Origin of the sequence: Niallia sp. FSL M8-0099 (assembly GCF_038006945.1) — a bacterium.
GTDB lineage: Bacteria > Bacillota > Bacilli > Bacillales > Cytobacillaceae > Niallia > Niallia circulans.
On sequence record NZ_JBBOWF010000001.1, the window covers coordinates 16733 to 29886 of the forward strand.

Annotated in this window: 13 protein-coding genes, 1 rRNA gene and 1 riboswitch; all 14 genes read left to right on the forward strand. The window is 38.2% G+C overall.

Annotated elements, in window-relative coordinates; all coding sequences use genetic code 11:
• Positions 1–93: 93 nt before the first annotated feature.
• The 14 genes from rrf to purH all read left to right on the forward strand — a co-directional run bounded on the left by rrf (position 94) and on the right by purH (position 13131).
• Positions 94–210: ribosomal RNA gene (gene rrf, locus NSQ92_RS00055) — 5S ribosomal RNA — on the forward strand.
• 253 nt (positions 211–463) lie between these two features.
• A complete protein-coding gene (locus NSQ92_RS00060; protein ID WP_047944723.1) occupies positions 464–1009 on the forward strand; it encodes a DUF2179 domain-containing protein in 546 nt (181 codons plus the stop codon).
• Entirely contained in the window at positions 1002–1199 is a 198-nt protein-coding gene (locus tag NSQ92_RS00065) for an NETI motif-containing protein (RefSeq protein ID WP_047944722.1), read from the forward strand. The genes NSQ92_RS00060 and NSQ92_RS00065 overlap by 8 nt, the downstream gene beginning before the upstream one ends.
• Before the next feature lie 110 nt (positions 1200–1309).
• Positions 1310–1411, forward strand: a riboswitch (purine riboswitch).
• Between the two features lie 123 nt (positions 1412–1534).
• Complete coding sequence (gene purE, locus NSQ92_RS00070; protein WP_061801301.1) at positions 1535–2023, forward strand: 5-(carboxyamino)imidazole ribonucleotide mutase; 489 nt, start codon at positions 1535–1537, stop codon at positions 2021–2023.
• Positions 2010–3164: a 5-(carboxyamino)imidazole ribonucleotide synthase gene (purK, locus tag NSQ92_RS00075; protein WP_172885216.1), complete on the forward strand. Its 1155-nt coding sequence runs from the start codon at positions 2010–2012 to the stop codon at positions 3162–3164. Before purE ends, purK begins: the two co-directional genes overlap by 14 nt.
• Positions 3165–3167: 3 nt before the next feature.
• Entirely contained in the window at positions 3168–4460 is a 1293-nt protein-coding gene (purB, locus tag NSQ92_RS00080) for an adenylosuccinate lyase (RefSeq protein WP_047944719.1), read from the forward strand.
• Between the two features lie 136 nt (positions 4461–4596).
• Positions 4597–5316, forward strand: coding sequence for a phosphoribosylaminoimidazolesuccinocarboxamide synthase (gene purC / locus NSQ92_RS00085; RefSeq protein WP_047944718.1), 720 nt, complete (start codon positions 4597–4599; stop codon positions 5314–5316).
• A complete protein-coding gene (gene purS / locus NSQ92_RS00090) occupies positions 5309–5563 on the forward strand; it encodes a phosphoribosylformylglycinamidine synthase subunit PurS (RefSeq protein ID WP_047944717.1) in 255 nt (84 codons plus the stop codon). Before purC ends, purS begins: the two co-directional genes overlap by 8 nt.
• Positions 5560–6246 (forward strand): phosphoribosylformylglycinamidine synthase subunit PurQ, encoded by a 687-nt coding sequence (gene purQ, locus NSQ92_RS00095; protein ID WP_047944716.1) that lies wholly within the window; start codon positions 5560–5562, stop codon positions 6244–6246. Before purS ends, purQ begins: the two co-directional genes overlap by 4 nt.
• On the forward strand, positions 6230–8446 hold the full coding sequence (gene purL / locus NSQ92_RS00100) for a phosphoribosylformylglycinamidine synthase subunit PurL (RefSeq protein ID WP_341152215.1): 2217 nt from the start codon (positions 6230–6232) through the stop codon (positions 8444–8446). The genes purQ and purL overlap by 17 nt, the downstream gene beginning before the upstream one ends.
• On the forward strand, positions 8431–9843 hold the full coding sequence (gene purF, locus NSQ92_RS00105) for an amidophosphoribosyltransferase (protein WP_047944712.1): 1413 nt from the start codon (positions 8431–8433) through the stop codon (positions 9841–9843). Before purL ends, purF begins: the two co-directional genes overlap by 16 nt.
• Positions 9844–9922: 79 nt before the next feature.
• Positions 9923–10954 (forward strand): phosphoribosylformylglycinamidine cyclo-ligase, encoded by a 1032-nt coding sequence (purM, locus tag NSQ92_RS00110; protein ID WP_047944711.1) that lies wholly within the window; start codon positions 9923–9925, stop codon positions 10952–10954.
• A gap of 16 nt (positions 10955–10970) precedes the next feature.
• On the forward strand, positions 10971–11552 hold the full coding sequence (purN, locus tag NSQ92_RS00115; protein ID WP_047944710.1) for a phosphoribosylglycinamide formyltransferase: 582 nt from the start codon (positions 10971–10973) through the stop codon (positions 11550–11552).
• Between the two features lie 43 nt (positions 11553–11595).
• Entirely contained in the window at positions 11596–13131 is a 1536-nt protein-coding gene (gene purH, locus NSQ92_RS00120) for a bifunctional phosphoribosylaminoimidazolecarboxamide formyltransferase/IMP cyclohydrolase (RefSeq protein ID WP_047944709.1), read from the forward strand.
• Positions 13132–13154: the final 23 nt, after the last annotated feature.

The window sequence follows — 13154 nt, forward strand, 5'->3', positions numbered from 1 at the left end:
TTTATCGGCGTTGGAGCTGGACAATATTGATTACTCATTCTTTCTTTTTACTTCATAATCTAGTTTTGAGGGAACAACCTCACAAATAAATAGTCTGGTGGCGATAGCGAGAAGGTCACACCCGTTCCCATACCGAACACGGAAGTTAAGCTTCTCAGCGCCGATGGTAGTTGGGGGTTCTCCCCCTGTGAGAGTAGGACGTCGCCAGGCACTAAAAGACCTAAAAGCAATATGCTTTTAGGTCTTTTTTTCTATACTAAATATTATTTGAATTATAAATCTGATTTTAGGGATTAATTTAGATAGGAAATAAAAAAATCCTACTTTTTTTCTACTATAATATATTAATTTTTCTGATTTATCTGTCTTCTAGATGTGGATGTAAGATTGTTTACTTCTCTCTAATTAGGTAATTATAAGTATAATATAGGAATTATTAATACATCTGGGAGTGAGAAAGTACATGCTTGAAAATAGTGTTACAATGATATTGATTATTCTTGTAATTAATATTGTTTATGTTTCTTTTTTTACGATACGAATGATTTTAACTTTAAAGGGACAAAGATACTTAGCTGCCTTCATCAGTATGATTGAGGTAGTCATTTATGTTATTGGATTAGGGCTGGTTTTAGATAATTTAGATCAAATTCAAAACTTGCTTGCCTACGCTATTGGTTATGGAATAGGAGTCATTGTAGGGATGAAGATCGAGGAAAAACTGGCTTTAGGATATATAACAGTAAATGTTATTACAAAGGAATATGATCGAGATTTGCCGAAGTCCTTAAGAACACAGGGATATGGAGTAACAACGTGGACTGCACAAGGATTAGAAGGCGACCGTATGGCTTTGCAGATATTGACTCCTCGAAAATATGAATTAAAATTATATCAAACAATTAAAGAATTAGACCCAAAGGCATTTATAATTGCATATGAGCCTAAAACAATTTATGGCGGGTTCTGGGTGAAAAGTGTTAAGAAAGGAAAGTTATTTAATGAGTAAGAAAAAAAGATTTGAAGTGCAAACAAATGAGTCGATTGATGACTGTTTAGACAGAATGAAACAGGAAGGCTATATGCCAATAAAGCGGATGGAAAAGCCTGTTTTTAAAGAAGTAAAGGTAAATGGTCAAATGTCTTATGAGCCTGTGTCACAGCAAATAATCTTTGAAGCTATCCAGTTAGAAGGTTAAATCACGAACAATAAAAATAAAACTATATTAATTGTTCGACATTTAGTGTTGACAATATATAAATATGCTTGTTAAGATGGTATAGTGTTAACTAACAGATAAACGAATTAAATGTTTAATTAAATAGCCCTCATATAATAATGGGAATATGGCCCATAAGTTTCTACCCGGTAACCGTAAAATACTGGACTATGAGGGAAAGTGAATGAAAAAGAGCTGAAAAAAGTAGAAACCTACTTTATTCAGGTTTATTTAAGCTCTGGACAGAACTTTCTCTCTTTTAGTGAAGAAGTTTTCTGTCTAGGGCTTTTTAAATAGGAATCAGGAGGGAGAGCATGACCGCATCAGTTGGTATTATCATGGGGAGTAAATCAGATTGGGAAACAATGAAGCATGCTTGCAGCATATTAGATCAACTGGAAGTAGATTACGAGAAAAAGGTAGTCTCTGCTCATCGTACTCCTGACTTAATGTTTCAATATGCCGAAAGCGCGAGAGATAGAGGAATTAAAGTAATTATTGCTGGTGCAGGAGGAGCAGCACATCTTCCAGGGATGGTTGCAGCTAAGACAACTTTGCCTGTTATAGGAGTTCCTGTTCAATCAAGAGCTTTAAATGGGCTGGATTCATTATTGTCAATTGTACAAATGCCTGGAGGAGTTCCTGTAGCTACTGTAGCAATTGGAAAAGCTGGGGCAACTAATGCAGGACTTCTTGCAGCCCAAATCCTTGGTGCTTCAGATTTAGAATTAGCAGAAAGACTTTTTTCCATGAGAGAAAGAACAAAAAAAGAAGTGATGGAAAGTAGTGATGAGCTTGTCTAATCGAGTAATCTTACCAGGGCAGACGATTGGCATTATAGGTGGCGGTCAGTTAGGGCGGATGATGGCAATTGCGGCAAAAGCACAAGGGTTTAGAATTGCTGTATTAGATCCGACTGAAGACTCTCCTTGTGGGCAGATAGCTGATTATAAAATAGTAGATGCTTATGATAGTCTATCTGCTATTAAGAAGCTGGCAGAGATTAGTGATGTCATTACGTATGAATTTGAAAATATAGATGCGGTTTGTCTCAAATGGCTAACCAATAATGCGTATGTTCCTCAGGGTTCAGCTTTATTAGAAATAACGCAAGACCGGGTAAAGGAAAAAAAGGCAATCGAACAGGCTGATATTAATATAGCTCCATATGTTGTGGTAGAGAAAGCAAGGGATATTTATAATGGATTAGCAGAATTAGGCTATCCAGCTGTTTTAAAAACGGCTCGTGGAGGTTATGATGGAAAAGGCCAATATGTTATTAAAGAAAGCAGTCAAATAGCAGAAGCGGAAAAGCTTTTGAACAATGGAGTCTGTGTATTAGAAAAATGGATTTCTTTTAATAAGGAAATATCAGTTATTATCACTAGAAGTGGAAAGGGAGAAGCTACTGTTTTTCCAGTTAGTGAAAATATTCATCTTAATAATATTTTGCATGAATCAATTGTTCCAGCTCGCATTAGTGACTTAGCAAAGGACTTAGCGATAGAAAAGGCAAGTAAGCTTGCTGAAAATCTAGATTTAGTAGGAACATTAGCAGTAGAAATGTTTCTGACAGAGGATGAAGAGATTTATATTAATGAGTTGGCTCCTAGACCACATAACTCTGGGCATTATACAATTGAGGCATGCGAGACTTCACAGTTTGAGCAGCATATCCGTGCGGTGTGCAATTGGCCGTTAGCAAGCACTAGATTATTAAGACCTGCTGTTATGGTTAATATTCTCGGTCAGCACCAAGGAAAGGTAATCGGACAAATTCCTGAGTTACAGGATTGGAAGATTCATCTTTATGGAAAACAGGATCCTAAAGAAAATAGAAAGATGGGGCATGCTACTTTGCTTCGTTCTTCTGTTGAAATGGCTTTGGATGAAATCGAGAATACGCACATATGGAAGGTACAGAAAGAAAAAATCGGAGGATAAACAATGATTGATCGTTACACAAGACCCGAAATGGGAAACATTTGGACAGAGGAAAATCGCTTTAAAGCATGGTTAGAGGTAGAAATTTTAGCATGTGAGGCTTGGGTAAAGCTTGGTGAGATTCCAGAAGAGGATGTAAAAAAAATCCGTGAAAATGCTTCTTTTGATATCGAGCGTATTAAAGAAATAGAAATGGATACAAGACATGATGTTGTAGCATTTACTAGAGCGGTATCGGAAACGCTTGGAGAAGAACGAAAATGGGTGCATTATGGTTTAACTTCTACAGATGTTGTAGATACAGCACTTTCCTACTTAATTAAACAAGCAAATGAAATTTTGTTAAAAGACATAGAGAACTTTATTGAAATTCTGAAGAATAAAGCACAAGAGCATAAATACACCGTTATGATGGGGCGTACACATGGGGTGCATGCAGAACCAACTACTTTTGGTTTAAAGCTTGCTTTATGGCATGAGGAAATGAAACGTAACCTTGAGAGATTTAAGGCAGCTGCTGAAGGAATTGAATATGGCAAAATTTCTGGTGCAGTTGGAACTTATGCAAATATTGATCCTTTTGTAGAACAATATGTATGTAAAGAATTGGGGATTAAGCCAGCTCCGATTTCTACGCAAACATTACAGCGTGATCGTCATGCGGATTATATGTCAACACTAGCATTAATCGCTACATCTATTGAAAAATTTGCAGTGGAAATTCGTGGACTGCAAAAAAGTGAAACTAGAGAAGTGGAAGAGTTTTTCGCCAAAGGACAAAAAGGTTCCTCGGCTATGCCGCATAAGCGTAACCCAATTGGTTCAGAAAACATGGCAGGTCTTGCTCGTGTTATACGTGGCTATATGCTGACTGCCTATGAAAATGTTCCTCTATGGCATGAAAGAGATATTTCTCATTCATCTGCAGAGCGAATCATTATTCCTGATGCAACAATTGCCTTAAATTATATGTTAAATCGTTTTGGCAATATCGTGAAAAATTTAACTGTATTCCCAGAGAATATGAAACGTAATATGGATCGTACGCTTGGCTTAATTTACTCACAACGAGTATTACTTGCTCTAATTGATAAGGGGCTTACAAGAGAAGAGGCGTATGATACTGTACAGCCTAGAGCAATGGAATCATGGGAAAAGCAAGTACCGTTCCGTGAGCTGGTGGATAATGATGCAGTCATTTCTTCTAAGTTAACAAAAGAAGAGATTGATGATTGTTTTGATTATCACTTCCATATTAAACATGTTGATACGATTTTTGATCGTCTTGGCCTATAAAAAAATAAGAGCTGTCACATAAAATGACAGCTCTACTATAAATTATGAAAACAGAATATACCGAATTTTGAGTAAGGAATTACAAGTTAGAATTTTTCGTTTTATCCCTAATTTTTTTGATAAGGAGACTCTTCAAATGGAAAAGAGAGCTTTATTGTATGAAGGAAAAGCAAAAAGAGTGTATGAAACTTCGGATGAGAATATAGTTTGGCTGGAATATAAGGATTCCGCTACTGCCTTTAATGGAGAGAAGAAAGCAACTATTACAGGCAAAGGTCGATTAAATAATGAGATTACTAGTTTATTATTCTTAAAGTTAAAAGACTTTGGTATTCCATCGCATTTCGTGAAAAAATTGTCAGAAACAGAACAGCTTGTGAAAAAAGTAGACATTATTCCGTTAGAAGTAGTTGTTCGAAATTTAGCAGCAGGCAGTTTTTCAAAAAGATTAGGAATAAAAGAGGGGATTTCGTTATCAAAACCGCTAGTTGAGTTTTACTACAAAGATGATGCATTAGGTGACCCCATGATTACGGAGGACCATATCGAAGAATTAAAGCTTGCCTCAACAGAGGAAGTTGCCATTTTAAAGAAGAAGGCATTGGAAGTAAATGAAGTATTATGCAGGTTGTTTGGAGAATTGGGAATTAACCTAGTTGATTTTAAATTAGAATTTGGCAAAGACAAAGAGGGAAATGTTCTTCTTGCTGATGAAATTTCGCCAGATACATGCCGTCTTTGGGATAAAGAAACAAATGCGAAATTAGATAAAGATGTATTTCGCCGCGATTTAGGAAATTTAACAGATGCATATGAAAATATTTTAGCGAGACTAGGGGGAAGCCAATATGTTTAAGGTTAAAGTATATATCACATTAAGAGAAAGTGTATTAGATCCACAAGGAAATGCGGTAAAAGGATCCCTACATTCATTAAATTATAAACAAGTAGAAGATGTCCGTATCGGGAAGTATTTAGAATTAACGATTGATAAATCAGAACGAAATATCGATGAACTAGTGAAGGAAATGTGCGAAAAGCTACTTGCTAATACCGTGATTGAAGATTACCGCTATGAGGTGGAGGAGGTTGTTGCACAGTGAAGTTTGCAGTAATCGTATTTCCAGGGTCCAATTGTGATGTTGATATGTTCCATGCGGTGAAAGATGAGCTTGGAGAAGAAGTAGAATACGTATGGCATGATACAGACAGCTTAGAAGGCTTTGATGGAATTTTGCTGCCTGGGGGATTCTCTTATGGTGACTATCTTCGTACAGGAGCAATTGCAAGATTCAGTAATGTAATGAAAGAAGTAGTGAAAGCAGCAGAAGCAGGCAAACCAGTTCTAGGTGTATGTAATGGATTCCAAATATTATTAGAAGCAGGTTTACTGCCTGGCGCAATGCGAAGAAATGAAAGCTTAAAGTTTATCTGTAAGCCAGTTGAACTGCAAGTAGTGAATAATCGTACAATGTTCTCTTCTGAATATGATGTAAATGAAGTAATCACAGTACCAATTGCGCATGGAGAAGGGAATTACTACTGTGATGAAAAAACATTAGCAAACTTAAAAGCAAACAACCAAATTGTCTTTACTTATAATGGTACAAATCCCAACGGAAGTTTAGAAAATATTGCGGGAATCACAAATGAAAAAGGAAATGTCCTTGGCATGATGCCACATCCAGAAAGAGCGGTAGATGAGCTATTAGGTGGAGCAGATGGTCTGAAAATATTTAAATCAATCGTTAGTCAGTGGAGGGAAGCAAATGTCGTTAATGCTTGAACCAAGTCCAGAACAAATTAAATCAGAAGAAATTTACAAACAAATGGGTGTGACGGATGAAGAGTTTGCGATGGTAGAAGGAATTCTTGGCCGTCTTCCTAACTATACGGAGATTGGGTTATTTTCTGTTATGTGGTCAGAACATTGCAGTTATAAAAATTCAAAGCCAGTATTAAGAAAATTCCCAACTACAGGATCTCAAGTGTTACAAGGGCCTGGCGAAGGTGCAGGAATTGTAGATATTGGCGATGGTCAAGCGGTTGCGTTTAAAATCGAGAGTCACAACCATCCATCTGCTATAGAACCATATCAAGGCGCTGCAACAGGCGTAGGTGGAATTATCCGTGATGTCTTCTCCATGGGAGCAAGACCAATTGCTATTCTTAACTCTTTACGCTTCGGTGAATTAGATAATGAACGGACAAAATATCTTTTTAGAGAAGTAGTTGCTGGAATTGCTGGCTATGGTAACTGTATAGGGATTCCAACAGTTGGTGGAGAAATTGCATTTGATGATTCCTATGCTGGAAATCCTCTTGTAAATGCGATGTGTGTTGGTTTAATTAATCATGAGGATATTAAAAAAGGCCAAGCGCATGGTGTCGGGAATACGGTGATGTATGTTGGAGCCAAAACAGGACGTGACGGTATTCATGGTGCGACATTTGCATCTGAGGAATTAACAGAGAACTCAGATGAAAAGCGTCCAGCAGTACAAGTTGGGGATCCATTTATGGAAAAGCTTCTTCTTGAAGCATGTCTTGAACTGATTCAATCAGATGCATTAGTTGGTATTCAGGATATGGGTGCTGCAGGACTGGCAAGCTCTAGTGCAGAAATGGCGAGTAAAGCCGGCTCTGGTATTGAAATGAATTTAGATTTAGTACCACAGCGTGAGACAGGAATGACTGCTTATGAAATGATGCTTTCTGAATCACAAGAACGTATGTTGATTGTCGTAAAAAAAGGAAGAGAACAAGAAATTAAAGATCTTTTCCATAAATATGATTTAGAAGCAGTAGCAATTGGTGTTGTAACAGATGATAAAATGCTTCGTCTTCTTCATAAAGGAGAAATAGTAGCAAATGTTCCTGCAGATGCTTTAGCAGAGGATGCTCCTGTCTATCATAAGCCATCTAGTGAACCAACATATTATCGCGAGTTCCAAGCAATGGAAAACTATATTCCTACCGTAAATAACTATGGAGAAACACTTCTTAATCTGTTAAAACAGCCTACAATTGCAAGCAAAGAGTGGGTTTATAATCAATATGACTATATGGTTCGTACGAATACAGTAGTGGCGCCAGGTTCTGATGCAGCTGTAGTACGTATTCGCGGAACGAAAAAGGCATTAGCGATGACAACGGACTGTAATGCAAGATATTTATACTTAGATCCAGAAACAGGCGGCAAGATTGCAGTAGCAGAAGCAGCACGTAATATTGTTTGTTCTGGGGCAGAACCACTTGCCATTACAGATAACTTAAATTTTGGAAATCCAGAGAAACCAGAGATTTTCTGGCAAATTGAAAAAGCGGCAGATGGAATCAGTGAAGCTTGCTTAGCTTTGAATGCACCAGTAATCGGCGGGAATGTCTCTTTATATAATGAAACAAATGGAACAGCTATCTATCCTACTCCTGTCATTGGCATGGTCGGATTAATAAAGGATACGAAAGACATTACTACACAAAGCTTTAAATCTGCTGGTGACTTAATTTATGTGCTCGGGGAAACAAAAGCAGAGTTTGGCGGAAGTGAGCTGCAAAAAATGCTTGAAGGAACTATTTCTGGCAAGGCACCTTCCTTAGATTTAGAGCTTGAAAAAACGTATCAGCAAGCAGTGCTGGAGGCAATTCGTGCAGGCGTTGTAGAATCTGCTCACGATTTAGCTGAAGGCGGGTTAGCAGTTGCTGTTGCGGAAAGCTTAATCAGCTCAAAAGGCTTAGGAGCAAAAGTAAATGTTACAGAAGATGCTGTAACAGCACTTTTTAGTGAATCACAATCACGTTTCTTGCTTTCAATTAAACCAGAAAACAAAGAGACTTTTGAAAAATTAGTTCCTGCTACACTAGTAGGAGAAGTTACAGATACAGTCGTTCTTACCATTAGCCAAGGGGAAACTATTCTAGTAAATGAGCAGGTTGATTCATTAACGAACGCCTGGAGAGGAGCAATTCCATGCTTGCTGAAATAAGAGGGTTAAATGAGGAATGTGGCATTTTTGGTGTCTGGGGACATGAGGATGCATCTCAATTGGCATATTATGGACTGCATAGCTTACAGCATCGTGGTCAAGAAGGCACTGGCATTGTAGCAACAGATGGTGAAAAATTAAAGGGAATCAAGGGAGAGGGATTAGTCTCTGAAATTTTCACGCAAGAAGCAATAAAAGAATTAAGTGGAAAAGCAGCAATAGGTCATGTGCGTTATGCAACAGCAGGAGGAGGAGGCTATGAAAATGTCCAGCCTCTTCTGTTCCACTTCCAAAGCGGAAGTATGGCACTTGCTCACAACGGAAACCTAGTAAATGCGACAGCTTTAAAAAGCCAGCTAGAAGCACAAGGAAGTATTTTTCAAACAAGCTCTGATACAGAGGTGCTTGCACATTTAATTAGAAGAGGCGGCTTTGCGGCTTTTAAGGAAAGAGTGAAAAATGCACTGACAATGATTAAAGGTGCCTATGCTTTTCTTATTTTAACGGAAACAGAATTAATGGTTGCCTTAGATCCAAATGGAATGCGTCCTCTTTCTTTAGGGAAATTAGGAGATGCTTATGTTGTTGCGTCTGAAACATGCGCCTTTGATGTCGTAGGAGCAGAGTTTGTTCGTGATATTTTGCCGGGAGAACTGTTGATCATTGATGACAATGGCTTTCGTTCAGAGATGTTTTCTGTCGCATCTAATATTGCAATGTGTACAATGGAGTATGTTTATTTTTCCAGACCTGATAGCAACATCAATGGGATCAATGTCCATACTGCGCGTAAAAATCTTGGGAAAAGATTAGCAATCGAAGCACCAATTGAAGCAGATGTAGTAACGGGAGTACCTGATTCTAGTATTTCTGCAGCAATCGGATATGCGGAAGCAACAGGAATACCGTACGAGCTTGGACTGATTAAAAATCGCTATGTTGGCAGAACATTTATTCAACCTTCGCAATCCCTTCGCGAGCAAGGTGTCAAGATGAAGCTTTCGGCTGTTCGGGGAGTGGTAGAAGGGAAAAGAGTAATAATGGTGGATGATTCTATTGTACGTGGTACAACAAGTAGACGTATTGTAACGATGCTAAGAGAAGCAGGAGCAACAGAAGTGCATGTATTAATCAGCTCTCCACCAATTAAAAATCCTTGTTTCTATGGAATTGATACATCTACTAAAGAAGAGCTAATAGCATCGAAATATTCCGTTGAAGAACTTCGTGAAATAATTGGTGCTGATTCTCTTATCTTCTTAAGCACAGAAGGAATGATTGATGCGATTGGCCGTACAGATGATGGAGAAAATAGAGGGCATTGTTTAGCTTGCTTTACTGGCAAGTACCCAACTGAAATTTATCCGAACGCTGATCATCCATATGAAAAAGTGTAACAATAACGGTAAATAAAAGAAAAGCGGCATGCGATGATGTCGCTTTTCCATTGAATTATCACAATTTAGGAGGCATAAAATGGCTGAGGCTTATAAACAAGCAGGCGTTAATATAGAAGCAGGCTATGAGGCAGTAACAAGAATGAAGAAGCATGTGAAGAAAACGATTCGCCCAGGCGTTCTGGGGGGATTAGGCGGATTTGGCGGCATGTTTGATTTATCTGTTCTAAATTTACAAAACCCCGTTTTGGTATCGGGGACAGATGGGGTAGGAACAAAGTTAATGCTTGCTTTTATGCTGGATAAGCACGATACGATTGGAATTGATGCTGTGGCAATGTGCGTAAATGATATCGTCGTCCAAGGGGCAGAACCAATCTATTTCCTTGACTATATTGCTTGTGGAAAAGCTGAGCCTAGTAAAATCGAGGCCATTGTCAAAGGAATTGCAGACGGTTGTGAGCAAGCCGGATGTGCGTTGGTTGGCGGAGAAACAGCTGAAATGCCGGGCATGTATGAGGAAGAAGAATATGATCTAGCAGGATTTGCTGTGGGAGCTTGTGAAAAAGAAAAAATTGTAACAGGTGAAAAAATCCAGGCAGGGGATGTCTTGATTGGTCTTGCTTCTAACGGTATTCATAGCAATGGCTATTCTCTAGTGCGAAAATTATTTTTCGAACAAGCGAATATGTCTTTATCTGATTATATCGAGGAATTCGGCTGTACATTAGGAGAAGAGTTAATCAAGCCGACTAGAATTTATGTAAAGCCCGTTCTTTCTGCTCTAAAAGAATTTGAAATTAAAGGTCTCGCTCATATTACTGGGGGAGGATTTATCGAAAATATTCCAAGAATGCTTCCAGATGGTTTGGGAATGGAATTGGACGAAGCTAATTGGGAAGTACCTGCTGTTTTTGAAAAAATGGAGAAAATTGGCGAAATCGATCGTAAAGAGATGTATAACATCTTTAATATGGGAACGGGAATGGTTCTTGCTGTAAGCAATGAGGACGAAGAACAGATCATTGATCACTTTACTCGAATAGGAGAAAAGGCGTATACAATTGGAAGAGTAACAGACGACGGGGAAATAAATATCATCCTCAAATAAAGGCGGAGGAATGTATATGAAGCGGATTGCTGTTTTTGCTTCTGGTAATGGATCTAACTTTCAGGCAATAATAAATGCAGTGAAACGAGGCGAATTAAATGCCTCTATTACTCTATTAGTTTCAGATAAACCAGGAGCTTATGTGATTGATAGAGCGATGAAAGAAGAAATTCCCACCTTTGTTTTTGCAGCGAAGAATTATCCAGAAAAAGCGGAGTATGAAAAAGAAATTTTAATGCATTTAGATAAGAATAAAATTGATTTAATTGTTCTTGCAGGATATATGAGATTAGTAGGCGACACACTTTTACAAGCTTATGCAGGAAAAATAATCAATATTCATCCATCTCTTCTGCCATCTTTCCCAGGCAAGGATGCCATAGGACAAGCAATAGAGGCAGGGGTCGAGCAAACGGGCATTACGATTCATTATGTGGATGCAGGAATGGATACCGGTCCCGTTATTGCGCAAGAATCCATTACCTTAACTGAAGAAGATACTAGGGAAAGCGTGCAAGAAAAAATCCAGGCGTTAGAGCACCAGTTATATCCAAAGGTAATTCAACAATTGCTCCATAAAGCAGAAGCATTTCATTAATAAGTACGTAATCAACAGGCATGAAATATCAGGAGGAATAATAATGAAAAAAAGAGCGTTAATTAGTGTTTCTGATAAAACAGGTATTACAGATTTTGCAAAAGAGCTTCATGAATTAGGTTTTGAGTTAATTTCGACAGGCGGAACAAAAAAGGCAATTCAAGATAGTGGGATTCCTGTAATGAGTGTTAGTGAAGTCACTGGCTTTCCTGAAATCCTAGAAGGTAGAGTGAAAACTTTAAATCCTTATATTCATGGAGGATTGCTTGCTAAATTCGATGAGCCTAGTCATGCTGCTCAATTAGAAGAGCATAAGATTGATCCAATTCAACTTGTATGTGTTAATTTATATCCTTTTCAACAAACGATTGCGAAGCCGGATGTAACAGTAGAAGATGCAATTGAAAATATTGATATTGGCGGACCAACAATGCTTCGTGCCTCGGCAAAAAATCATCAGTATGTAACAGTAGTGGTTGATCCTGTTGATTATCAAACGGTTATTTCGGAATTAAAGCAGAAAGCAGAAGTATCGTTTGAAACGAGACGCAGACTTGCAGCAAAGGTGTTCCGTCATACAGCTGCTTATGATGCGATGATTGCAGAATATATGACAGAGCTTACGGAAGAGGAAACACCAGAGAAATTAACGGTTACATATGAACTAAAACAATCTTTACGCTATGGAGAAAATCCACATCAAAAGGCAGCCTTTTACCGCAAGCCTTTAGGATCTGAATTTTCGATTGCAAATGCAACGCAACTGCACGGAAAAGAGCTGTCTTACAATAATATCAATGATGCAGATGCTGCTATCCAAATTGTAAAAGAATTTACAGATCCTGCTGCAGTTGCGATTAAACATAGTAATCCTTGTGGAGTTGGGACAGGCGAAGATATTTTCACAGCTTTTTCTAAAGCATATGAAGCAGATCCAGTCTCTATTTTTGGCGGGATTATTGCATTAAATAGAGAAGTAGATGCAGAGACAGCTAGGAAACTGCATGAAATTTTCTTAGAAATAGTAATTGCTCCTTCGTATTCCCAAGAAGCATTAGATATTTTACAAGCAAAGAAAAATATCCGTTTATTAACGATTCCTTTTGGAACAGGGAGCAGCAAAGAAATGAAATTCACTTCGATTGAGGGTGGATTATTAACACAAGATTTTGATCGCTATTCTCTAGAGGATGCTACCATCACCATTCCTACAGACAAGAAGCCTACAGACGAAGAGTGGGAAGCGCTGAAATTCGGATGGAAAATTGTGAAGCACGTTAAGTCAAATGCCATTGTAGTAAATAACAAAGAAATGACGCTAGGTGTCGGTGCAGGGCAAATGAATCGTGTTGGTTCTGCAAAAATTGCTTTAGAGCAAGCAGGAGAAAAAGCAGTAGGGGCAGTATTAGCATCAGATGCATTTTTCCCGATGGATGACACGGTTGAAGCGGCTGCAAAAGCGGGAGTAACAGCAATTATTCAAACAGGTGGAAGTATTCGTGACGAAGATTCCATCAAAAAAGCCAATGAATACGGAATTGCAATGGTATTAACAGGAGTAAGACATTTCAAACATTAATATCTTGAAAGCTTGGGGGATAT